This is a genomic window from Rhizobium sp. BK312 (genome assembly GCF_014193605.1).
Classification (GTDB): Bacteria; Pseudomonadota; Alphaproteobacteria; order Rhizobiales; family Rhizobiaceae; genus Rhizobium.
Genome location: NZ_JACHZP010000001.1, coordinates 824,952 through 848,592, shown reverse-complemented (window position 1 = coordinate 848,592; position 23,641 = coordinate 824,952). Strand labels below are relative to the sequence as shown.

Here is a 23,641-nt window from a genome sequence, read left to right as displayed (position 1 = left end):
AAGCGTTACCGGCGTGATGATTGGTGGGTATCGCGCAGGGCAGATTAAACGGAACCCGCTTAAAAATTGGGAGTAATAATATGAAGAAGTATCTTCTGTCGGCGGTGGCTTTGTCGGCGATGATCGCTTTCGGCGGCGCTGCGAAGGCCGATATCATTGTTGGCGTTGGCGGTCCGTTGACGGGCCCGAATGCTGCGTTCGGCGCGCAGCTTCAGAAGGGTGCGGAACAGGCAGCAGCCGACATCAATGCTGCAGGCGGCATCAACGGGGAAAAGATCAAGATCGAACTCGGCGACGACGTCTCCGACGCCAAGCAGGGCGTTTCGGTCGCCAACAAGTTTGTTGCTGACGGTGTGAAGTTCGTCGTCGGTCACTTCAACTCGGGCGTTTCCATTCCGGCTTCGGAAGTCTACGCTGAAAACGGCATCCTGCAGATCACTCCCGCTTCGACGAATCCGAAGTTCACCGAACGCGGCCTGTGGAACACGTTCCGTACTTGCGGCCGTGACGACCAGCAGGGCGAAGTTGCCGGCAAGTACATCGCCGACAATTTCAAGGGCGCCAAGGTTGCCGTCGTTCACGACAAGACCCCTTATGGTCAGGGTCTGGCCGATGAAACCAAGAAGAACCTCAACGCCGCCGGCGTGACGGAAGTTGTTTATGAAGGCATCACCCCCGGCGACAAGGACTACTCGGCCCTGATCGCCAAGATGAAGCAGGCTGGCGTCGATTTCGTCTACTACGGCGGTCTGCACACGGAAGCTGGCCTCATCATGCGCCAGATGGCCGACCAGGGTGTGAAGGCTCACTTCATGTCGGGTGACGGTATCGTTTCGAACGAGCTGGCATCGATCGCCGGCGACGCCGTCGACGGCACGTTGATGACCTTCGCACCGGATCCGCGCAAGAACCCGGCTTCCGCCGATCTCGTCGCCAAGTTCCGCGCTGCCGGCTACGAGCCGGAAGGCTACACGCTCTACTCCTACTCGGCTCTGCAGGTTATCGCTGCCGCCGCCAAGGCTGCTGGGTCCAACGATCCGATGGCTGTTGCCGATGCGCTGAAGGCAAAGGGTCCGTTCAAGACCGCTATCGGCGATCTGGGCTTCAACGCCAAGGGCGACATCACCCGTCCGGACTACGTCATGTACAAGTGGTCCAAGGGTTCCGACGGCAAGTACAACTACGACGAAATCTCGAAGTAAGCTTTGTGAAGCCGGTTTTCCGGCATAGGCAAGATCTGAGAAGCCCGGCCACTGGCCGGGCTTTTTCATATTCGCGATATCGGTTCGCCATTTTCTTCAAGCCAAGGCTGCTTTAAATCTGCCTGATATCGGCAGGAGGATGACCGCATGAGCAAACCCCGTATTCTTGTGACCCGACGCTGGCCGGCCGCGGTCGAATCCGTGCTTTCCGAGCGTTTCGACGCAACGTTGAACAAGGATGACATCGCGCTCGACGCGGGGCAGCTGCGCGAGGCGCTGCTCGCCTATGATGCAGTCCTGCCGACCGTTTCCGACAAGCTTCCTGCAGCACTTTTCGAAGGTCAGGCGATCAGGACGAAGATCCTCGGCAATTTCGGCGTCGGCTTCAATCATATCGATATTGCCGCGGCAAAACAGAAGGGCGTGGTCGTCACCAACACGCCCGGTGTGCTGACTGATTGCACGGCCGATATCGCCATGCTGCTCCTTCTTTCCGTTGCGCGCCGTGGCGGCGAAGGCGAGCGTGAAGTCAGGGCCGGCGCCTGGAGCGGCTGGCGGCCAACACATCTGGTCGGCACCAAAGTGACCGGCAAGACCGTCGGCATTATCGGCTTCGGCCGCATTGGCCGTGCCTTCGCGCAGCGCTGCCATTTTGGCTTCGGTATGGATGTCGTCTTCTACAATCGCTCCGCCATCGATCCCATGGAGGCGGCTCGCTATGGCGCCGTCCAGTTGCAGACCGTAGAAGATGTTCTGGAAGTCTCCGATTTCGTCTCCCTGCATTGTCCAGGCGGTGCCGAGAACCGGCACCTGATGAATGTGGCCCGTTTCGCGGCCATGAAACCGGAGGCCTTCCTGATCAATACCGCAAGAGGCGATGTCGTCGACGAGGCAGCGCTGATTTCGGCACTGGAGCGGGGGACGATCCGCGGCGCCGGCCTCGACGTTTATGAAGCTGAACCGCATGTTCCCGAGCGGTTGAGGGCGATGAACAACGTCGTGCTTCTGCCGCATCTCGGCAGCGCCACTGAAGAGACGCGCACCGCCATGGGGATGAAGGTGGTGGACAATGTCACAGCCTTCTTTGCCGGGCGCGAGCCACCGGATCGTGTGATCTAGAGCATTTTCGCTTTTCTTCGAATCGCGGAAACGCTCTATCCTCTTGCTTTATGTAGTTCCGAACGCAAAACCGCTTCGCACTTTTGCTGGAACTGCTCCAGACTGACGCGCCTCGTCTCCGCGCCAAGGATCAAACATATCCGTTGCAGAGGTTTGCCTTTCTTTTGAGCGTTTGACGAAAAATGCAGCTGATGCGGCTGATATAAGACCAATATTGCACGGCGTCGAATAAGGCACAGGAATTGCTTGCATTTATTGCTCGCCGGGCTTCAATGGCTGGACTTGGCATATGCGATGCGTGGAGAGGCTGATGGCAATGATGGTGGCAGGGACGAGACCGCAGAGGGCGCGGGGTCGCGGCCATCTTGCGGCGAAGTCGCTTGGCGGCCGCACGCGCCTTTCCGAGCTCTTTCAGGAGGGCGCGGCCAAGATCAGGCTGCCGGAAACTTTCGATCATTCCATGGAGGCCGTCATTATCAATACGGCCGGCGGCTTGACGGGCGGCGACCGTATGGATTGGAGCATTTCCGCCGCGTCGGGTACACGCATCGATGTGACCACGCAGGCCTGCGAGAAGATCTACAAGGCTTCGGCCGGTACGGCAGAGGTCGAAACGTCCATTAAGGTTGGCCGTGGCGCCCGGGTCGATTGGCTGCCGCAGGAGACCATCCTGTTCGACCGCGCCTCGCTTTCGCGGACGTTGAATGTCGAGCTTGACGATGCGGCCGAGTTCCTTGCCGTCGAGGCGATCCTGCTTGGCCGCAAAGCCATGGGCGAGACGATGGAGCAGGGACTGTTTCGCGATCGCTGGCGCATACGCCGCGGCGGACGGCTGGTTCATGCCGAGGAACTGTGTCTGGATGGCGATGTGGCTGCATTGACGGCGAAGATGGCTGTGCTGGACGGTCAGGTCGCTTTTGCGACCTTGCTTTATGTCGGGCCGCTGGCCGAGACTTATCTCGGCCGGATCAGGCCGCTCCTCGAAACCCATATGGGGGGTGCCAGCCATTGGGGTGAGAAGCTTGTCGTGCGGCTTGTTGCCGCCGATGGCTTCGCGCTCAGAAAAATCCTCATCCCGATCATTTCCGCCTTGCGCGACGGTGCGCCTGTGCCGAAAGTCTGGAATCTGTAAATTGAGCAAACAGCAATCACATAGGTAGGCGATGAACCTCACTCCGAGAGAAAAAGACAAGCTGCTGATTTCGATGGCGGCGATGGTGGCGAGGCGGCGGCTTGAGCGCGGCGTGAAGCTCAATCATCCCGAAGCCATTGCGCTGATTACCGATTTCGTGGTCGAAGGCGCACGCGATGGCCGCCCGGTCGCTGAGTTGATGGAGACCGGCGCCCATGTCATCACGCGCGATCAGGTGATGGAAGGCGTTGCCGAGATGATCCATGACGTTCAGGTCGAGGCGACTTTTCCCGACGGCACCAAGCTCGTCACGGTCCACGAACCCATCCGATGAGGTTGCCATGCTGGAGCTGAGGCCAAATTGCGAATGCTGCGACAGGGATCTGCCGCCGGAAAGCCAAGAGGCTATGATCTGCACCTTCGAGTGCACCTTCTGTGTTGAGTGCGTCGATACCGTATTAGGCGGCATCTGCCCGAACTGCGGCGGTGACTTCGCGCAGCGTCCAATCCGCCCGGCGGCCTTGCTCGCCAAATATCCCGCTTCGACAAAACGTGTTCTGAAAGCTGAGGGATGTGCGCCCGTCCAGGCCGCATGAGGAGAGAACCATGATTCCAGGTGAAATTATTGCCGCAAGCGGCGACATCGAACTCAACGTCGGAGCGCCGACCACAACGCTTGAGGTTTCCAATACGGGCGATCGGCCGGTTCAGGTCGGCAGCCACTATCATTTCGCCGAGACCAATGCCGGGCTGTCTTTCGACCGCGACAAGGCAAGGGGCATGCGGCTCGATATTCCCGCCGGTACCGCCGTGCGCTTCGAGCCGGGGCAGACACGTTCGGTCACCCTGATCCCGCTGTCGGGCAAACGCGAAGTCTATGGCTTCCGTCAGCAGGTCATGGGCAAGCTCTAGCTTCTGGGGGTGTCGATGAAATTGCTTGCGCCCGCTGCCGTCGCTCTTGCTGCAGCCCTGATCTGCGGCCCTACCTTTGCGCAGAACAATCCGGATGAGCCGAAGATCGATTGCGCCAAAGCCGAGGCGCAGACGGACCTCAACATTTGCGCCGCTCTTGAGTTCGACACGGCCGACAAGGCGTTGAACGCGCAATATAAGAAAACGCGCGCTGCGATGGTCGCCATCGATGCGGATCTCGATAACGACATGAAGGGCGCTGAAAAGGCGCTGGTTAAAGCCCAGCGCGCCTGGGTGGATTATCGCGACGGCGAGTGTGAGGCACAAGGGTTTGAGGCCCGCGGCGGCTCGATGGAGCCCATGCTCGTCTCCGGCTGCAAGGCGGAGCTGACCAAGATGCGGACCAAGGAATTGAAGGATCTCGCTGATGGGCCGGAGGGCGGTCAGTGAATTCCAGACACCAGGTGGTGATCGTCGGCAATGGTGAGGTTGCAGCCGGTGCAGCCGCTGTCATCGATGCCGCCGATCTCGTGATCCGTTTCAACGATTGCCGATCGATGGGAGGCGGTGGCAGGCGAACCGATGTCGTCGCTGTCTGCAACACAGGCCGGCCGGCCCGCGCCATGCTCGGCTCGGCGGAGTGGCGCAAGAGCCCTGCTGTCGCTGCCGCATCGGAAATCTGGAGCGTACGTGATCCAGACAAATTCTCTGAGCTGCGCGTATCTTTGGCGATCTCGCATCCCGAGCTAGACGATTTCTGCGACGATTATACCGATCAGTTCACCGCGTTCTGCCAGGCCACAGGTAAGCGGCATGTGGTGATCGATCGAGCCATTCACGAAGGCGTCGATACGGCGTTGGCGGATTACGATCCCGGCTCCTACATCGTGCCCAGCAGCGGCATGATCGTGATCGCCGATGTGATGTCACGCCATCCTGACGACGATATTGCCATTACCGGTTTCAGCCACACAGGCTGGGAGGAACATCCGTTTGCCGCCGAGAAACAGCTGGTGGATGCCTATGTTTCCCTCGGTCGCCTCAGGCGCCTTGCCGCCACGAACCTTATCTCTGCCTCCGAAGGAGACTGAATCATGCCCTACAAGATTTCTCGTGCCGCCTATGCCAATATGTTCGGACCGACTGTTGGCGACAAGGTTCGTCTGGCAGACACCGAACTGTTCATCGAAGTGGAGAAGGATTTCACCACCTATGGCGAGGAGGTGAAGTTCGGCGGCGGCAAGGTCATCCGTGACGGCATGGGACAGAGCCAGGTGACGCGCGCCGGCGGAGCCGTCGATACAGTCATTACGAATGCGCTCATCCTTGATCATTGGGGAATCGTCAAGGCGGATATCGGTCTGAAGGACGGCCGCATTGTTGCAATCGGCAAGGCCGGAAATCCGGATATGCAGCCCAATGTCAATATCATCGTCGGACCCGGCACGGAGGCGATTGCCGGTGAGGGGAAGATCGTCACCGCCGGCGGCATGGACAGCCATATTCATTTCATCTGCCCGCAGCAGATCGAGGAAGCCCTGATGTCGGGCGTCACCACCATGCTCGGTGGAGGCACGGGGCCGGCGCATGGAACGCTGGCAACGACCTGCACGCCGGGACCGTGGCATCTAGCGCGGATGATCGAGTCCTTCGATGCCTTTCCGATGAATATCGGTCTCTCCGCCAAGGGCAATGCCTCCGTTCCCGCCGCACTGGAGGAAATGGTGCTTGGCGGAGCCTGTGCGCTCAAGCTGCATGAGGATTGGGGCACGACGCCGGCGGCGATCGACTGCTGCCTCAGCGTTGCGGACGAATATGATGTGCAGGTGATGATCCACACGGATACATTGAATGAAAGCGGCTTCGTGGAGGATACGATCGGTGCCATCAAGGGTCGCACCATTCACGCCTTCCACACGGAAGGCGCGGGCGGCGGCCATGCGCCTGATATCATCAAGATCTGCGGGCAGTCGAACGTCATCCCGTCCTCGACCAACCCGACGCGGCCCTATACGGTTAATACGATCGCCGAGCATCTGGACATGCTGATGGTCTGCCATCACCTGTCGCCGTCGATCCCGGAGGATATCGCCTTTGCCGAAAGCCGCATCCGCAAGGAGACCATCGCCGCTGAGGATATTCTGCACGACATCGGCGCCTTTTCGATCATCTCCTCCGACAGCCAGGCCATGGGCCGCGTCGGCGAGGTGGCGATCCGTACCTGGCAGACCGCCGACAAAATGAAGCGCCAGCGCGGCCGCCTGGCACAGGAGGTAGGCGACAACGATAATTTCCGCGCGAAGCGCTACATCGCCAAATATACGATCAACCCGGCGATCGCGCATGGCGTCAGCCATGAGGTCGGTTCGATCGAAGTCGGCAAGCGTGCCGATCTGGTGCTCTGGAACCCGGCTTTCTTCGGCGTGAAGCCGGAGATGGTGTTGATCGGCGGCTCGATCGCCGCAGCACCCATGGGCGACCCGAATGCCTCCATTCCGACGCCGCAGCCGATGCACTACCGGCCGATGTTCGGCGCTTATGGCAAGAATCGCACGAATTCGTCGGTGACCTTTGTTTCCCAAGCAGCGTTCGATGCCGGGCTTGCCGGCAAGCTCGGTGTCGCCAAGACGCTGCTGCCGGTCCGGAACACGCGCGGTGGCATTTCCAAGGCATCGATGATCCACAACAGCCTGACGCCGCATATCGAGGTGGATCCGGAAACTTATGAAGTGCGCGTCGATGGCGAACTTCTGACCTGCGAGCCGGCGACGGTGCTGCCGATGGCGCAGCGCTATTTCCTTTTCTGAGGATATTTCGGACGCCGATCTTTGGCGGATATGAAAGCCCCGGTTTCCCGGGGTTTTCATATGCTGCGTACTGGGCGCAGCAATATCAATGACATGACGTGGTGGCGCGGCTATTGCGCATTTCTATCGGCAGGCTGGATTTTCTGGATGTAGCTTCCCGGCTGTTCACAACTTGGGAAATACACCGCTTTTTAATCATTCCATTAAAGACCTGGAAGCGTCTTCACCCCTATCTCACATGATTGAAATAGTGGGCTGAGGAAGGTGAATCGCATGAAGCAATGGATTTCGCTGCAGGCCGAACTCGGTAACTTTCAGCAGCGACGTGCGATTTTTATTTTCGCGCTTAAGATGAGTTTTGTCGCGGTCATCATGTCGCTTGCCATCATCCTGGTGCTGATTTTTGTGATGCAATGGCTTGATCTTTTGCCATTGCCGATCTTCGAGGCGATGCGCTTTGGCGTTTTGTTGGCATGGATCATCGGCGGCACCGTGTCCGGCGCGCTTGCGGTGCTGGTAGGCTTTTCCATTCACAGGCTCGCGGTCTCCCGTGCCGAATTCGAGCGGTTGAGCCGCACCGACACGCTGTCCGGCCTGCTCAATCGCCGTGCCTTTACCGAGGTGTTGAATACGGCCAAGGACGGCGCGTCATTGGTGATCTTCGATCTCGATCGGTTCAAGACGATCAATGATCGCTTTGGGCACGCATCCGGTGATGCGGTGATCGTTGCGGTGTCGCGGCTATTTTCTGATGCCTTCACTGGAGAAAACGTGATTGCGCGACTTGGCGGTGAGGAGTTCGGCGTCATCATCCATGGCGGCGATACGGCCGAGCGTATCGCGCGCGTTGAGGAGATCAAGGAGCAGATCGCCGAACAGTCGATCGCCATTGAAGGCGGGTCGGTGAAGATCACCATTTCCGCTGGGATTGCCGACATCGGCGGCGATCGTAAGACGGAGGCCGTCTACGCTGCCGCCGATAAGGCGCTTTATCTTGCCAAGACGCTTGGCCGCAACCGTGTCATGCACGAGCGCGAGCGTCTGTCGCAGGTCTGGAATCGTTGCGCCTCCGAGCAGGAGCAGGAGGCAACGACGGATGTCAGGGAACTGCAACGCTATGTGCAGCAGATGTGAGGCTTCCACACGTCATTGATGCTTGCGCGGGCGGCGACAATTTTGCATGGTCTGCCAAAGTATAAATTGGAACAGCCATGCTACGCGTCACTTCCTATCTGCCGGCCGGCACCCCTTCCTCCAATCCGATCGATCGTGTCGTCCTGCCGCATGATCTCAGGCATCTGCGCCGCAAGCTCCTGCATCTTGAAAATGGCGAGATGGTCATGCTCGACCTCAAGGAGCCGGTGCTGTTTGCGAGCGGCGATCTGCTGGTGCGCGAGGATGGCGAGTTGATCGAGATCGTCGCCGCGGACGAAAAGCTTTTCGAAATCCGCCCACGCGACCGCCTGCATCTGATCGAACTTGCCTGGCATCTCGGCAACCGGCATCTTTCCGCTCAGATCGAGGAAGAGCGTATCCTGATCCTGCGCGATCATGTGATCCGCGCTATGCTCGAAGGGTTGGGTGCGACTGTGACGGAAGTCAGCGAGCCTTTCCAGCCGGCACGCGGCGCCTACCACTCCCACGGCAACCATTCGCATGGCCACGACCACCATCATCCTGGCCAGGATCATCACCACCATTCGCACGATTGAACCGTGATGACCAACAATGCGATTTCGGACGACGGCGACCTGCGGGCGCTGTTGCGGCTGATGGCGTGGCTGTCGCCGGCGTTTCCCGTAGGATCGTTCGCCTATTCCGGCGGCCTGGAGCGTGCGGTACATGACGGCCTGGTGCGCGACAGCTCCGGCCTCAGCCATTGGATTTCTGCACTCATTGAGCATGGTTCCGCGTGGAACGATGCGGTGCTGCTGGTCGAGGCGCATCGGGCTGACGCGGATGGGCCGCGGCTTGCGGCCGTTGCGGAGCTTGCCGAGGCACTGGCCGGTTCGAAGGAGCGCCATAACGAGACCATGCTGCTGGGAGATGCCTTTCTTTCGGCCGCCGCTGCCTGGCCGCATGCGATCTTTTCCATGCTCCCGGCAAAGACGGCCTATCCGGTTGCTGTTGGCGCCGTCGCAGGTGCGCATGGCATCGTCGCCGAGAAGGCGTCTGCCGCCTTCCTGCATGCGCTGGCCTCGCAGATGGTATCCGCCGGCATTCGCCTCGGCGTCAGCGGCCAGAAAGACGGCGTTGCCATTCTGGCGCGACTTGAAGGTCTCTTTGCGGATGTCGCGCGACGGGCCGCCCAATCCAGCCTTGACGATCTCGGAGCTGCGACCGTGCAAGGGGATATTGCGAGCCTACGGCACGAAACCCAGAGCACGCGGCTCTTCCGGTCATGAGGGGCGTCTTCAGGAAAATATTGAGATCGAAACATCGCCTACGTCATTCGCCGCTGTGCGACGGCGGCACGCTTGGCTATGCTAGCGCCATTCCGCCCTTCTTCAAAGGGCGAAAACGCGCTATCCCTTTGTTTTCACGCAATTCCAAACGGAAAACCGCTACGCACTTTTCCTGGAATTGCTCTCTTGCTTTATCGGAGTTGCGAGCATGAAATCGAGACATGGACCCTTGCGCGTTGGGATCGGCGGCCCCGTCGGTTCCGGCAAGACGGCGTTGACGGAGAAGCTGTGCAAGGCGATGCGCGACGACTATTCCGTCGCCGTCGTCACCAATGACATCTACACGACCGAAGATGCGGAAGCACTGGTGCGCATGCAGGCGCTGCCTTCGGATCGCATCGTCGGCGTCGAAACGGGCGGCTGCCCGCACACCGCGATCCGCGAGGATGCGACGATTAATCTGCAAGCTATCGCCAGCCTCAACGAGCGTCTCCCCGACCTTGACGTCGTCTTCATCGAATCCGGCGGCGACAATCTGGCTGCAACCTTTTCACCTGATCTTGCCGATATAACCATCTACGTAATCTCGGTGTGTCAGGGAGAGGAGATTCCGCGCAAGGGCGGCCCCGGCATCACCAAATCCGACCTTCTGGTCATCAACAAGAAGGATCTGGCGCCCTTCGTCGATGTCGACCTCGAGGTGATGGATCGCGATGCCACCCGCATGCGCCAGGCACGCCCCTTCGTCTTTTCCGACATGAAGCGGGGCGAGGGCGTCAGCAGGATCGTCGATTTCCTAAAGGAACAGGGCGGCCTTTGAGCCGCCCCGCGCTTATCTCCATATCCGCCGAGGCTGTTTCATTCTGCCGCGAAGGGCGGCAGCTTTAGGACATTCGTACCCACGGATCTGCTTCTGCCGTCTTTGTTCTCTATGGTTTCAAGCCGCTCTTCCAGATTGGCAAGCGACTGGCGGTTTTCATTGACGGCGACGGCTAAGCCTTCCTTGGTGATGACCTCGTCATCCACATCTTTCCTGCCGACAAGTCTGCCGAAGAGATAGCCTAGCAGACGGGACAAGTCGTCCATGATGAGGAAGAAGGACGGCACGACCACCAGGCTGAGCACCGTGGAAACGATGATGCCGCCGATGACGGCAATCGCCATCGGCGCGCGGAAGGAGCCGCCTTCGCCCACTCCGAGAGCCGAAGGCAGCATGCCGGCTGACATGGCGATCGAGGTCATGATAATCGGACGGGCGCGCTTGCGGCCGGCTTCGATCACCGCTTCCAGCCGCGGCATGCCCTGATGCATCATCTCTATGGCGAAATCGACGAGCAGGATGGCGTTCTTCGTCACGATACCCATCAGCATCAGAATGCCGATCATGACGGGCATGGACAGCGCGTTGCCGGTCATGATCAAGGCCAGCGCCACGCCGCCGATTGCTAGTGGCAGCGAGAGCAGAATAGTGAAGGGCTGGATCACATCCTTGAACAGCAGGATCAGCACGGTCAGAACAAGCATGAGGCCGAGCAGCATGGCGTTGCCGAAGCTCTGCTGCATTTCCTTCTGGACCTTGGTATCGCCGCTTTCCGCCAGATGCACGGTTGCGGGAATCTTGGCGTTGTTGACGATTTCGAGGAAATGCTCGGATGCCGTATCCAATGCCACACCTTGCGGCAGGTCGGCGCCGATGGCGACCACGCGGAAGCGATTGTTGCGCTTGATGGACGACAGGCCTTCGGAATAGTCGATGTCGGCCACGCTCGACAGAGGTACGGTGTTGCCAGTGGCAGTCTTGATACGCAAGGCGCGGATCGCCGCCAGGTCTCGGCGCATCCCGAGCGAGGCCTGAACGCGGATCGGAATCTGGCGGTCGTCGAGCGAGATCTTCGCGAGCGAAGCGTCGATGTCGCCGATGGTGGCAACGCGGATCGTGTCGGAAATCATCTGCGGCGTGATGCCGAGGCGCGCGGCCTCGTCTTTGCGCGGATAGATCTGCAGTTCCGGCCGCGGCAGGGCGCCGTCGGCGCTGACATTGGCGAGCGCCGGATCGGTACGCAGCTTGGCTTCCAGGATGCCGACGGCCTGGTTGAGATCCTTCTCGCTGCGCGAGAGGAAGTTATAGGTCAGGTCGCGATCGCCGCGGTCGTTCAGCTTGGTGATGCGGACGTCGGGAATGGAGCTCAGCTTTGCAAAGACTTCCTTCTCGATGTCCCATTGCGGGCGTACGCGCCCGTGGACGGTGACCTTCGGCAGGTGAGGGCCGATGACAGGGAGCGAGCCGAGGACGTCGTTCACCAGCTTCTTCGCCAGCGACTGATCGAGCTTGCCGAGCGTCAGCGTTACGGTGGCGCGGCGCAGTTCCAGATCGCCCTTCGGCGAGGCGCCGCCGAGCACGAAGACGCTTTCGACACCATCTATGCTTTTCACGCGCCGATAGATTTCGTTGGTTGCCTGTTCGGTATCATCGAGCCGGGCGTTCGGCGGCAGTTCCGCTGACAGAACGATACGCGAGGCGTCTTCCGGCGGGATGAAGCTGCCGGGAACGAACATGATGAGAGCGAAGACCGATGCGATCGAGAACGCGAAGGCGGCGAGCAGCGTCGGATAACGCGTGTACCACTTCTTCGTCGTCAGTCGCACCAGCCAGCTATAGCCACGCATGAAGCGGCCGTCATTGTCGTGATGATCGTCGACGCCATCTTCGGCGCGCATCAGATAGGCGGCCATCATCGGCGTGATCAGACGCGCCACCAGCAGCGAGAAGAACACCGAGAAGGCGACCGTCAGACCGAACTGAATGAAATACTGGCCCGGAATGCCCGGCATGAAGGAGACCGGCACAAAGACCGCGATGATGGTGAAGGTCGTCGCGATAACGGCAAGACCGATTTCGTCTGCAGCATCGATGGCAGCGCGATAGGGCGTCTTGCCCATCTTGATGTGGCGGGCGATGTTCTCGATTTCGACGATGGCGTCATCGACGAGAATACCGGTCGCCAGCGTCAATGCCAGAAAGCTGACGAGGTTCAGCGAGAAGCCGATCTGGTTCATGATCCAGAATGTCGGGATCGCGGAGAGCGGCAGGGCAACCGCCGATATCAGCGTTGCGCGCCAGTTCCGCAGGAACAGGAAGACGACGATGACGGCCAGTATGGCGCCTTCGATCAGCGTGTGCATCGCCGATTCGTAGTTGCCATAGGTGTAGTAGACGGAGTCGTCGATCATCTCGATCGAGACGTTCGGGTTCTCGGCACGCACCTTGTCGAGCGTGTCGGCTACTGTCTTTGCGACCGTCACCTCGCTGGCGCCCTTGGCGCGGAATACGCCGAAGGTGACAACGGGGGCGCTGTTGAAGCGCGAAAAGGACTTCGGTTCCTGATAGGTGTCCTTAATGGCGCCGAGATCGGAGAGCTTGACGAAGCGGCCGTTAGTCAGAGCGATCGTCGTATCGGCGAGCTGGGCGACGTTGCGGGCGTCGCCGAGCACGCGGATTGCCTGTTCGCTGCCGGCAACCTGGCCGCGGCCGGAGCCGAGATCGATATTGGTGCTGCGAAGCTGCTGGCTCACCGAAAGCGCTGTTATGCCATAGGCGTTCAGCTTGTTCGGATCGAGCTCGATGCGCACTTCACGATCGGCGCCGCCATAGCGGTCGACGCGGCCGATGCCTGCTTTGCCCTGCAGCGCGCGCTTGACCGTATCGTCCACGTACCAGGACAGCTCCTCGAGCGTCATGTTCGGCGAGGACACGGCAAAGCTCTGGATCGCCTGGCCGACGACATCGACCTTGGAGACGATCGGCTCGTCGATGGTCGACGGCAGATTGCCGCGGATGCGGTCGATCGCATCCTTGGTATCCTGAACGGCCTGCTCGGTCGGCACTTCCAGGCGGAAGACGACGACGGTCTGCGATTGGCCATCCGTGACGGTGGATTGGATTTCGTCGATGCCGTTGATGCTGGCGACGGCGTCTTCGATCTCCTTCGTCACCTGCATTTCGAGCTCGGCCGGCGAGGCGCCGCTCTGCGTCACGGTGACATTGACGATCGGCACGTCGATGTTCGGGAAGCGGGTGATGGGCAGATTGAAGAAGGCGTGCGCGCCCACCACCATCAGCAGGAAGAAGCCGAGGAGCGGGGCGACCGGATTTCGAATGGACCAGGCGGAGAAGTTCATCTTGCCGTTCTCGCTCAGTTGGAGGCTTGCGACGCGTCGCGCACAGGCGTGATATGGTCGCCGTCGCGAACATAGGCACCGGCCTTGGCGACGACGTCATCGCCCGCTTTCAGGCCTTTGAGGATCTCGACATAGCCAGCGTCCTGAATGCCTGTCTCGACAGTCAGGAATTTGACCACGCCATTCTCGACCTTGCGGACGGACGAGCCGTTTTCCTCGCTATTGACGGCCGTCAGTGGCAGGGCGACGCCATCTTCCTGGCGAATGATGATCTCGGCGCTGCCATACATGCCGGCGCGCGCCTTCTCGCCATCGTCGATCGTGATATGCACCGCGCCGAGGCGGGTGACGGGGTCAACGATCGGAGCGACGAGACGGACAGTCCCGGCAAGCTTCTCGCGGCTGCCGGAGAGCGCGATGGACGCTTTCTGACCGATCGTGATCTTGGTGATATCAGTCTCGGAGACATCGACCACCAGCTCGAGTTGGCTGTCGCGGATGATGGTGAAGAGCGGATCGCCGTTACCGTTCGCGATAGCCCCGACACGGGCATCGCGCGATGCGACGGTGCCTGCCACCGGGGTTTTGATGCCGGTGCGGGCAAGTTTCAGATCCGTATCGGCGATCTGGCTATCCGTGACCTTGAGATCGGCCTCCGCAACGGCGATTGCCTGTTCGGCGGAAACCACGCGGGCCTTGTTGGCGGCAGCCGAAGCATTGGCCTGCTCCACCGAGGAGGTCGACATGGTGCCCTTGGCACCCATGGCAACGGCGCGCACGCGCTGCAATTCGGCTTCTTCGGCATTGGCGCGGGCTTCGGCGAGCTGTGCGTGCAATTGCGCCAGGCTTGCCTCGCCCTTGGCCCGCGTCGCCTGCATCTGGCTCTTCTGCAGGATCAGCGCGTCGTCGTTCAGCGTGGCAAGCGTGCTGTTCGCGCTGACCTTGTCACCGACATCTGCATTGAGCGAACGGATGGAGAGACCGTCCACCTGCGGCTGGATGTAGACCTCTTCGACGGCCTTCACCGTGCCGTTCGCGACGACCTTGTCGGTCAGGTGGCGCATTGCGGCTGTGGTGATGACGATTGCGGGCAGATTTTGCTTCGGCGTGGTGACGGCAGCCTGCTCTGCCATGGCAGCGGGAGCGGCCAGCAGGGAAAGCAGAATGGCAGTCGTGCTCAGAAGTCTAAACGGCGTGAAGGCCATGCGTCCGGTTCCAGTTCGGCATTGGTCAAAGGGATTTCGCGGTTTTCCGTCGCGAGCACGGGAGATCACTGCATGCGAGCCGGCTTCCCCGGCGGATGACTGCATAATTCCTTAAATCGAATCGATTCAAGGGTAAAATTATGCAGCAGATTTAAAGTGTTACAGCGACCTTTGCGCGTCATATTTGACGCGCGGCGCTGTAATATCCGTCTGTCATGCCTTGCAGGTCCTCATCCTAAAATCGCCCTTGTAGATGGGAGCGGTTTTCAATTCTCGCAAGATCACGAGAAAATGATTTCGCGGGCATTTCTATCGTCTACAACCATGCGAAGCAATCACGGCATTGTGATGTCAGCATTCGAATAATTGATAGGCGAAGGCTTTTCAGGCAATTCCTGCAAGAAAGCCAGCCTTTTGTGGCTGCTGTTACAAAATGAAAAAAACGCGCGAGGCCGCAAACCTCGCGCGTTTTAGTCTCTGTGATTGCTTCAGCCTACTTCAGAGCAGCGTCCGTGATCTCATGCGTGTAGGCGCCGGATGGCTTCTTGTTGATGATCTTCTGGTCGAGCAAGGCTTCGGCCGTACGGTCATAGGTCTTCATGTCGAGCTTGCCGTTGCCGATAAGTTTGGCGACTTCGCCGGCCATGCGCTTCTGGTGGTTTTCATCCTGGCCGCCATTGTCCATGACGATTTCGGCGGCTTCGTCCGGATGCTCGACGGCATACTTCCAGCCCTTCATCGACGCACGGACGAATTTCACCATATCAGCCTTGAACTTCGCATCCTTCAGCTTGTCTTCCTTGACGTAGAGGCCATCTTCCAGAAGGTCGTTGCCGAGCTTGGTATAGTTGAAGACGGTCAGGTCCTCGGCCTTGAAGCCGGCATCGATCGCCTGCCAGTACTCGTTATAGGTCATGACGGAGATGCAGTCGGCCTGCTTCTGGACGAGCGGCTGCACATCGAAGCTCTGCTTCAGAACGTTGACGCCATCCTTGCCGCCGTCGGTCTTCAGGCCGAGCTTGTGCATCCAGGCGAAGAAGGGATATTCGTTGCCATAGAACCAGACGCCGAGGGTGTGACCCTTGAAATCCTTCTCCGTCTTGACCGGGCCATCCTTCGGGCAGATCAGCTCCAGACCGGATTTTTCGAAGGGCTGCGCGATGTTGATGAGCGGCACGCCTTTTTCGCGGGCAACCAGCGCACCGCCCATCCAGTCGACGATGACATCGGCGCCGCCACCGGCGATCACCTGTTCCGGAGCGATATCAGGGCCGCCCGCCTTGATATCCACATCGAGACCTTCTTCCTTGTAGAAGCCCTTGTCCTTGGCGACGAAATAGCCGCCGAACTGAGCCTGGGCTACCCATTTCAGCTGCAGCGTCAATTTATCCGCCGCCATCGCGCCCTGGGTGGCGGCAAGCGTCATGGCACTTGCCATCAATGCAAACATTATTTTTTTCATGTCTTCACCCTTTCCCTCTGAAGTTATGCCTCGATCCCTTTGAAGAGATCCTGGATTACGCCTGCCCACCACGGATAGACGGATGCCAGAACGTCACCATTCGTTCGATGATGGCGACGATACCGTAAAAGACCGAGCCGGCGATCGCGGCAACCGCGATCTCGGCCCAGACCATATCGAGGTTCAACCGGCCATTTTCGGTTGAAATGCGAAAGCCCATGCCCGACATGGGTGTGCCGAAGAACTCCGCCACGATGGCACCAATCAGAGCCAGGGTCGAGTTGATCTTCAGCGCGTTGAAAATAAAGGGCGCAGCAGCCGGAAGCCGCAGCTTGAAGAGTGTCTGCCAGTAGCCTGATGCGTAGGTGCGCATCAGGTCGCGTTCCATGTTGCCGGCGGCAGCAAGGCCAGTCACCGTATTCACCAGCATCGGGAAGAAGGTCATGATGACGACGACGGCTGCCTTGGACTGCCAGTCGAAGCCGAACCACATGACCATAATCGGTGCGACGCCGATAATTGGCAGGGCAGAGACCAGGTTGCCGATCGGCAGCAGACCGCGGCGCAGGAAGGCAAAGCGGTCCGCCAGAATGGCGACGACGAAGCCGCTGGCGCAGCCGATGATGTAGCCGATCAGGACAGCGGTGAGGATCGTCTGGCGGACATCGATCCATAATGTTGGAATCGAATTGACGATCCTGGCGCCGATGGCACTCGGCGGCGGCAAAAGGACCAGAGAAACGCCGGCGCCGCGAGTGACGGCTTCCCAGATGATCAGTATCCATATGCCGAAGATCGCCGGGATCAGCAGCCGCAGCGTATAATTGCCGGCGGTCGAATGCGATCGCATCGACGATAGGACGGAAACGCAGCGCCAGGCCAGCAACCAGGCGGCGGCAATCAGAATGAAGAAGGACGCTTGCGCCTTGCCTTCATTGCCGGAAATTCCGGCAAGGAGCAGCCATCCCGCCGCATGCGCGCCGAAGAAGAGTGTCGCCGCGCTCAGATCTGCGGATAGGCGCATGAAGGAGAGGGCGGCCGCTGCGGCAATCAGAATGAAGATGACGAAGGTCGTTCCGCTGCTGACGGGTGCCGCGGCATCCGTCGCAAGCATCGGCAACGCGGGGATCGCCAACAGACAGAGAAGAATGGCAAGCATGCCTTGCCAGGAGAAATGAAAGGATCTCATGCCGTTCTGCCTCCCATCGAACGGTCGACAATGCGGGCAGCGATGCTGACGATACCGACGAGGACCGCCGCGAGGACGGAGCCTGCGACGAGAGCTGCCCATATATCGATCGTCTGGCTGTAATAGGAGCCGGCGAGCAGCTTTGCGCCGATGCCGGCGACCGCGCCCGTCGGCAGCTCGCCGACGATCGTTCCAACCAGGCTTGCGGCAATCGCAACCTTCATGGAGGTGAAGAGGAAGGGGACCGAAGCCGGCACGCGCAACTTCCAGAAGGTCTGCCAGCTGCTGGCATTATAGGTGCGCATCAGGTCGAGATGCATGATTTCCGGCGAACGAAGACCCTTTGTCATGCCGACGGTGACCGGGAAGAACGATAGATAGGTGGAAATCAGCGCTTTCGGGATCAATCCGTCTATGCCAAGGGCACTGAAGACGACGATGATCGTCGGCGCAATGGCGAGGATCGGGATGGTCTGCGACGCGATGATCCAGGGCATGAGACTGCGGTCGAGTGCGACGAGGTGAACGATGCCAACTGCAAAGAGGACGCCGAGGATTGTGCCAAATGCGAAGCCGACCGCTGTCGGCGCCAGCGTTATCCATGCATTGTAGACGAGGCTGCGATTGCTCGTAGGAACCCGCAGGAAAGTGTTTTCGAAGACATTCTGCGCTACCTGATGCGGCGCAGGCAGAGTCGGTTTCGGCTGTGCCAGCGTCTTGCCGATGAATTCCACCGTCGTCGGGGTGACACCAGCGCGCCGGTCGAGATCGCGCTGGAACGGTGCGTTGAGGATGACGGCGAAGACATACCAGAGCAGGATGATCGCCAGGACGATCGTCGTGACCGGCAGGAACTTGTGCTTGAAGAACTGTTCCTTTTCCATGCTCATGCCGTCCCCGTGCGCGGGGGGAGAGCTAGGGCGAAGGGCTGTCGCGCGACGGAGCTATCCATCGTCCTATTCCTCATAGCTGTGCCCCGCTCTCAGTCCTTCCCGGACGCGGTGAGCGATTTCCAGGAATTCCGGCGTTTCGCGAATGTCGAGCGGTCGCTCTGCCGGAAGCGTCGATTCGATGACGTCGGTGACGCGGCCCGGCCGCGGGGACATGACCACGATCTTGGTGGAGAGATAGACAGCTTCCGGGATGGAGTGGGTGACGAAGCAGATGGTCTTGTTCGTCTGCTTCCATAGCTTCAGAAGTTGTTCGTTCAGGTGGTCGCGGACGATTTCGTCCAGCGCGCCGAAGGGCTCGTCCATCAGCAGCAGATCGGCATCGAAGGCCAGCGCGCGGGCGATCGAGGCTCGCTGTTGCATGCCGCCTGAAAGCTGCCAGGGGAACTTGTGCTCGAAGCCGTTGAGATTGACGAGGTCGAGGGTCCGTGCGATGCGCTTGGCCTGTTCTTGCCTGTCGTAGCCCATGATTTCGAGCGGCAAAGCGATGTTCTTTTCGATCGTTCGCCAGGGATAGAGGGCTGCGGCCTGAAAGACGTAGCCGTAGGCGCGGGCCTTGCGGGCATCTTCCGGCGACATGCCGTTGACGGAGATGTCGCCTGATGTCTTTCGCTCAAGATCTGCAATCACCCGCAGAAAGGTGGTCTTGCCGCAGCCGGAGGGGCCGATGAAGGAGACGAAATCGCCCTTGCGAACATCGAGATCCACATTGCTCAGCGCATTCACCGGCCCGTCGTTCGTATCGTAGGTGAGACAGAGATTCCGCGCGGAGACGACGGAGGAAGCGGATGACGTCATTAACACCTACCAGTCCTGTTTTCGCCGCATGGTTGGGGCGGATTGCATGTTATCTTGTTTGGCATTGCCGCAGTCAGGAGAGGCGAGGGCGCCTTGTGGCTGCTGGACCGAGGGGAGCAACGCCATGAATGTCTCATCGAAGCCCACCTGCCGTGTTGTGCGGCCCGGCAGCGCCTATGCCGGAAAACAGGGCCTCAGCTATTTCGAAGGGATTGCCGCCGAGACAGTGGGCTCGACGGGGATCTGCATGCATCTTTTGACGATCCCGCCCGGCGCCCGCGCCAAGGCGCATCTCCACGCCTCGCATGAGACGGCGATCTACGCGATTTCCGGCGAGACGCATTGCTGGTTCGGCGACGGGCTGGAAGAACACGTCATCGTCCGCGAAGGCGAGATGTTCTATATTCCGGCCGGCGTCCCGCATCTTCCAGCCAATCTCAGCGACCGGCCGGCGACAGCGGTCATCGCCCGAACCGACCCGAACGAGCAGGAAAGCGTCGTACTGCTGCCGGATCTGGAGCGGTATGTGCCGCGCTAGAGCTGTTTCGCTTTTCTTCGAATCGCGAAAATGCTCTATCTCTTTGTTTTTACGCAATTTCGGACGGAAAACCGCTATGCACTTTTCCTGGAATTGCTCTAGGCGGCCGATGAGCCGAAGCGCCGTGCCCAAGCGTCACACCCCGCTGGCGGGGATGCCGCTGCGCTGAACCTTGCGCGGCGCTGTGACTTCTTTCCAGGTCGAAAGCGCGCGGTTGACGGCGGTGAAGGGATCGCGCCTGACGAACTCGCCATGGCCCTCCTTCGTCTTCACCGTGCCTTCCTCGATGGCGACCACGCCCCGCGTCAGCGTATAGCGTGGCAGGCCGGTGACTTCCTTGCCCTCGAAGACATTGTAGTCGATCGCCGACTGCTGCGTCTTGGCGGCGATGGTCTTAGAGCGCTTCGGATCCCATACGACGATATCGGCATCGGCGCCGACAAGGATCGCGCCCTTCTTCGGATAGACGTTGAGGATCTTGGCGATGTTGGTCGATGTGACGGCGACGAATTCGTTCATCGTCAGGCGGCCGGTGTTGACGCCGTAGGTCCAGAGCATCGGCAGGCGATCCTCAAGGCCGCCGGTGCCGTTCGGGATCTTGGTAAAGTCGTTGAGACCGAAGCGCTTCTGCTCGGTGGTAAACGCACAATGGTCCGTCGCGACCACCTGCAGCGAGCCGGAGGCAAGACCGGCCCAGAGGCTGTCCTGATGCTGCTTGTTACGGAAGGGCGGCGACATGACGCGGCGGGCGGCATGGTCCCAATCCGCGTTGGCATACTCGCTTTCGTCGAGCGTCAGGTGCTGGATCAGCGGCTCGCCGTAAACGCGCATGCCTTTCTGACGGGCGCGGCGGATGGCTTCGTGCGCCTGTTCGCAAGAGGTATGGACGATGTAGACGGGCGAACCGGCCATGTCGGCGATCATGATAGCCCGGTTCGTTGCCTCGCCTTCGACCTCGGCCGGGCGGGAGTAGGCATGCGCCTCCGGACCGTTATTGCCTTCCGCCAGCAGCTTTGCCTGCATCTGTGCGACCACATCGCCGTTTTCGGCGTGGACGAGCGGCAACGCGCCAAGCTCGGCGCAGCGCTGGAAGGAAGAGAACATCTCGTCGTCATCCACCATCAGTGCGCCCTTATAGGCCATGAAATGCTTGAAGGTGTTGATGCCCTTGTCGCGGACGATGGCTTCCATCTCGTTGAAGACCTGCTCGCCCCACCAGGTGATCGCCATGTGAAAGGAATAGTCGCAGGTGGCGCGAGTGGACTTGTTGTCCCACATGGTCAGCGCCTCGAGCAGCGACTGGCCGGGTGAGGGAAGTGCAAAATCCACCACCATGGTCGTGCCACCGGCAAGGGCAGCGCGGGTGCCGCTCTCGAAATCGTCGGAGGAATAGGTTCCCATGAACGGCATTTCGAGATGCGTGTGCGGATCGATGCCGCCGGGCATGACGTAACAGCCGGAGGCATCGAGCACTTCGTTGCCTGAGAGATTCTGCCCGATTTCGACGATCTTGCCGCCTTCGATCTTCACGTCCGCCTTATAGGTCAGGTCGGCCGTGACGATGGTTCCACCCTTGATAACTGTGCTCATGGCGCATGCTCCAGATGTGTGAAATTTTCGAAATTGGGAAACGCGACGCATTTCCCCTTCTCCCCTCGGGGAGAAGGCGCCCGAAGGGCGGATGAGGGGGTGTGGTTCGGACGCTTCATTTGCTTATTTCCGCTTGCGGTTGGCTCGCAGGATAGAAGCGTAGCACGTCGTCTCGCTGGAATATTTGTCCCTCAAGAGCCGCTAGAACCGTCTCCAAAACTGCTCGACGCTCTTTCAGCACCTCATGATTCCAGAACCGCAACACTGAATAACCCTGTGTATTGAGCCAATGCGTGCGGATGATATCGGCAGGAGATGCTGCATGCTGAAAACCGTCGATCTCAACGATCAGCAATTTGTCACGGCAAAGAAAGTCAACGACGTAAGGACCGAGAGGAATCTGCCTGGTGAATTTGTGTCCGTTCAAGCGACGACCGCGCAGATCGCTCCAGAGGCGGTATTCTTCTTCCGTGTCGTTCTTGCGAAGGTGGCGTGCTTGCGTCGTCTTGCCGGGGCGGCGTTTGGTGATGTCGTTGTTGTCCGCCATCCGCGGTGCCCCCTCATCCGACCCTTCGGGCCACCTTCTCCCCGCGGGGGAGAAGGGGATCTCCGCCGCACCTTTGATGCCGAACAATACCTTTTCAGCCAAGGTTGCGCATGTGACGTCGACAATCGCAGCAAACCCTCTCTTCTCCCCTCGGGGAGAAAGTGCCCGCAGGGAGGATAAGTGGGTCTGCTGCGCGCGAGCCATCGTCAAGCCACGATCTCCGCCGTCTCGACGACTGCGTGGAACAGCACATCCGCGCCGGCGGTCGCCCATTCCTTGGAGATTTCTTCCGCCTCATTGTGGGAGAGGCCGCCGACGCAGGGGCACATGACCATGGTGGCGGGGGCGACCTTGGCAGCCCAGCAGGCATCGTGGCCGGCACCGGAGATGATGTTCATGTGGCTGTAGCCGAGTTTCTCGGCCGCGTTGCGCACGGAAGTGACGAGCTTCGGATCGAAAGTCACCGGCTCGAAATGGCCGATGGCTTCGACCGTGCAGCCGACGCCGAGGGCATCGGCGATCTTCTTGCCTTCGGCTTCGATTTTGGCACGCATGCGATCGAGCTTTTCCTTGTCGGGCGTGCGGATGTCGACAGTGAAGACCACCTTGCCCGGCAACACGTTGCGCGAATTCGGCGAGAAGAAAACCTGGCCGACGCCGCCGACGGCCCCCGGCTGGTTTTCCATCGCGACGCTCTGCACCATCTCGATGATACGCGACATGGCAAGGCCGGCGTTGACGCGGAGATTCATTGGCGTCGAACCGGTATGGGCCTCCTTGCCGGTCAGCGTGAATTCCAGCCACCAAAGACCCTGACAGTGCGTGACGACGCCGATGGTCTTGTCCTCGGCTTCGAGGATCGGGCCCTGCTCGATGTGATATTCGAAATAGGCATGCATCTTGCGAGCGCCGACCTCCTCGTCGCCAAGCCAGCCGATGCGCTTCAGCTCTTCGCCGTAGGTCTTGCCGTCCGGATCCTTGCGGCCATAGGCATAGTCCAGTGTGTGCACGCCGGCAAAGACGCCGGAAGCAAGCATCGCGGGTGCGAAGCGCGCGCCTTCCTCGTTGGCCCAGTTGGTGACGACAATCGGGTGCTTGGTCTTGATGCCGAGGTCGTTCATCGTGCGGACGACTTCGAGCGCTGCGAGCACGCCGAGCACGCCGTCATACTTGCCGCCGGTCGGCTGGGTATCGAGATGCGAACCGACATAGACGGGGAGCGCAGCCGGGTCGGTGCCGGCGCGGGTGGCAAACATGGTGCCCATCTTGTCGACGCCGACAGTCAGGCCGGCCTTGTCGCACCAGGTCTTGAAAAGGCTGCGTCCTTCGGCATCGGCATCGGTCAGCGTTTGGCGATTGTTGCCGCCGGCAATGCCGGGGCCGACCTTCGCCATGTCCATCAGCGTATCCCAAAGGCGATCGCCATTGATACGCATGTTTTCTCCTGGCGCTGCCACCATGATGCAATCCTCACCTGTTTGTCCGGGGGCACGCAAGGCGCATGCCCGAAATTGTTCCCGTTGGTCTTATTTCAAATTCCGGAGCGTCGTCTTGTTTTTCTTGTCCGGAAATCGCCAGTTGCCTTTAGGAGACATCTGACGGATAA

The 23,641-nt window shown here is 59.9% G+C and carries 23 protein-coding genes; 14 read left to right on the top strand and 9 right to left on the bottom strand.

Annotation, left to right across the window (positions count from 1 at the left end):
* Positions 1–80: 80 nt before the first annotated feature.
* The 13 genes from FHT85_RS04110 (at position 81) to ureG (ending at position 10,397) form a co-directional block, all read left to right on the top strand.
* A complete protein-coding gene (locus FHT85_RS04110) occupies positions 81–1,202 on the top strand; it encodes a branched-chain amino acid ABC transporter substrate-binding protein (RefSeq protein WP_015340842.1) in 1,122 nt (373 codons plus the stop codon).
* Between the two features lie 147 nt (positions 1,203–1,349).
* The gene (locus FHT85_RS04105; RefSeq protein ID WP_112411492.1) at positions 1,350–2,321 is read left to right on the top strand and encodes a 2-hydroxyacid dehydrogenase; all 972 of its coding nucleotides are present in this window, start codon (positions 1,350–1,352) and stop codon (positions 2,319–2,321) included.
* Between the two features lie 310 nt (positions 2,322–2,631).
* Positions 2,632–3,453 (top strand): urease accessory protein UreD, encoded by an 822-nt coding sequence (locus FHT85_RS04100; protein WP_112411493.1) that lies wholly within the window; start codon positions 2,632–2,634, stop codon positions 3,451–3,453.
* A gap of 31 nt (positions 3,454–3,484) precedes the next feature.
* The gene (locus tag FHT85_RS04095) at positions 3,485–3,787 is read left to right on the top strand and encodes an urease subunit gamma (protein WP_015340839.1); all 303 of its coding nucleotides are present in this window, start codon (positions 3,485–3,487) and stop codon (positions 3,785–3,787) included.
* Positions 3,788–3,794: 7 nt separating this feature from the next.
* Positions 3,795–4,049, top strand: a complete 255-nt coding sequence (locus tag FHT85_RS04090; RefSeq protein WP_112334915.1) for a DUF1272 domain-containing protein — start codon at positions 3,795–3,797, stop codon at positions 4,047–4,049.
* A 10-nt stretch (positions 4,050–4,059) separates the two neighbouring features.
* A complete protein-coding gene (locus FHT85_RS04085; protein WP_112334914.1) occupies positions 4,060–4,365 on the top strand; it encodes an urease subunit beta in 306 nt (101 codons plus the stop codon).
* Between the two features lie 15 nt (positions 4,366–4,380).
* Positions 4,381–4,815, top strand: coding sequence for a lysozyme inhibitor LprI family protein (locus FHT85_RS04080; protein WP_112411494.1), 435 nt, complete (start codon positions 4,381–4,383; stop codon positions 4,813–4,815).
* A 17-nt stretch (positions 4,816–4,832) separates the two neighbouring features.
* On the top strand, positions 4,833–5,456 hold the full coding sequence (locus FHT85_RS04075; RefSeq protein ID WP_112335281.1) for a Urease operon accessory protein: 624 nt from the start codon (positions 4,833–4,835) through the stop codon (positions 5,454–5,456).
* A 3-nt stretch (positions 5,457–5,459) separates the two neighbouring features.
* Entirely contained in the window at positions 5,460–7,172 is a 1,713-nt protein-coding gene (ureC, locus tag FHT85_RS04070; protein WP_112411495.1) for an urease subunit alpha, read from the top strand.
* Between the two features lie 273 nt (positions 7,173–7,445).
* Positions 7,446–8,306: a GGDEF domain-containing protein gene (locus FHT85_RS04065; RefSeq protein WP_112399198.1), complete on the top strand. Its 861-nt coding sequence runs from the start codon at positions 7,446–7,448 to the stop codon at positions 8,304–8,306.
* Between the two features lie 77 nt (positions 8,307–8,383).
* Positions 8,384–8,884, top strand: coding sequence for an urease accessory protein UreE (gene ureE / locus FHT85_RS04060; protein WP_112411496.1), 501 nt, complete (start codon positions 8,384–8,386; stop codon positions 8,882–8,884).
* A 6-nt stretch (positions 8,885–8,890) separates the two neighbouring features.
* Positions 8,891–9,577 carry an urease accessory protein UreF gene (locus FHT85_RS04055; RefSeq protein ID WP_210293591.1) on the top strand — a complete coding sequence of 229 codons (687 nt, stop codon included), beginning with the start codon at positions 8,891–8,893 and terminating at the stop codon, positions 9,575–9,577.
* Positions 9,578–9,785: 208 nt separating this feature from the next.
* Positions 9,786–10,397, top strand: coding sequence for an urease accessory protein UreG (ureG, locus tag FHT85_RS04050; RefSeq protein ID WP_112411497.1), 612 nt, complete (start codon positions 9,786–9,788; stop codon positions 10,395–10,397).
* Positions 10,398–10,435: 38 nt separating this feature from the next.
* Here ureG and FHT85_RS04045 read toward each other — a convergent pair whose 3' ends face one another.
* The 6 genes from FHT85_RS04045 to FHT85_RS04020 form a co-directional block, all read right to left on the bottom strand.
* Positions 10,436–13,756: an efflux RND transporter permease subunit gene (locus tag FHT85_RS04045; RefSeq protein WP_112399195.1), complete on the bottom strand. Its 3,321-nt coding sequence runs from the start codon at positions 13,754–13,756 to the stop codon at positions 10,436–10,438.
* A gap of 14 nt (positions 13,757–13,770) precedes the next feature.
* Positions 13,771–14,961, bottom strand: a complete 1,191-nt coding sequence (locus FHT85_RS04040; protein WP_112411498.1) for an efflux RND transporter periplasmic adaptor subunit — start codon at positions 14,959–14,961, stop codon at positions 13,771–13,773.
* Positions 14,962–15,454: 493 nt separating this feature from the next.
* On the bottom strand, positions 15,455–16,423 hold the full coding sequence (locus FHT85_RS04035) for an ABC transporter substrate-binding protein (RefSeq protein WP_041677634.1): 969 nt from the start codon (positions 16,421–16,423) through the stop codon (positions 15,455–15,457).
* 55 nt (positions 16,424–16,478) lie between these two features.
* Positions 16,479–17,612: an ABC transporter permease gene (locus FHT85_RS04030; RefSeq protein WP_112411499.1), complete on the bottom strand. Its 1,134-nt coding sequence runs from the start codon at positions 17,610–17,612 to the stop codon at positions 16,479–16,481.
* Positions 17,609–18,496 (bottom strand): ABC transporter permease, encoded by an 888-nt coding sequence (locus FHT85_RS04025; RefSeq protein ID WP_112411500.1) that lies wholly within the window; start codon positions 18,494–18,496, stop codon positions 17,609–17,611. The genes FHT85_RS04030 and FHT85_RS04025 overlap by 4 nt, the downstream gene beginning before the upstream one ends.
* A gap of 72 nt (positions 18,497–18,568) precedes the next feature.
* Positions 18,569–19,360: an ABC transporter ATP-binding protein gene (locus FHT85_RS04020; RefSeq protein ID WP_112411501.1), complete on the bottom strand. Its 792-nt coding sequence runs from the start codon at positions 19,358–19,360 to the stop codon at positions 18,569–18,571.
* Between the two features lie 124 nt (positions 19,361–19,484).
* Here FHT85_RS04020 and FHT85_RS04015 point away from each other — a divergent pair, with 124 nt between their 5' ends.
* Positions 19,485–19,898: a cupin domain-containing protein gene (locus FHT85_RS04015; protein ID WP_112334900.1), complete on the top strand. Its 414-nt coding sequence runs from the start codon at positions 19,485–19,487 to the stop codon at positions 19,896–19,898.
* A gap of 135 nt (positions 19,899–20,033) precedes the next feature.
* On the opposite strand, the gene hydA is transcribed toward FHT85_RS04015, so the two are convergent.
* The 3 genes from hydA to FHT85_RS04000 all read right to left on the bottom strand — a co-directional run bounded on the left by hydA (position 20,034) and on the right by FHT85_RS04000 (position 23,495).
* A complete protein-coding gene (gene hydA / locus FHT85_RS04010) occupies positions 20,034–21,488 on the bottom strand; it encodes a dihydropyrimidinase (protein ID WP_112411502.1) in 1,455 nt (484 codons plus the stop codon).
* Positions 21,489–21,603: 115 nt separating this feature from the next.
* Complete coding sequence (locus FHT85_RS04005) at positions 21,604–22,245, bottom strand: endonuclease domain-containing protein (protein ID WP_246779869.1); 642 nt, start codon at positions 22,243–22,245, stop codon at positions 21,604–21,606.
* The gene (locus FHT85_RS04000) at positions 22,242–23,495 is read right to left on the bottom strand and encodes a Zn-dependent hydrolase (protein ID WP_112334898.1); all 1,254 of its coding nucleotides are present in this window, start codon (positions 23,493–23,495) and stop codon (positions 22,242–22,244) included. The genes FHT85_RS04005 and FHT85_RS04000 overlap by 4 nt, the downstream gene beginning before the upstream one ends.
* Positions 23,496–23,641: the final 146 nt, after the last annotated feature.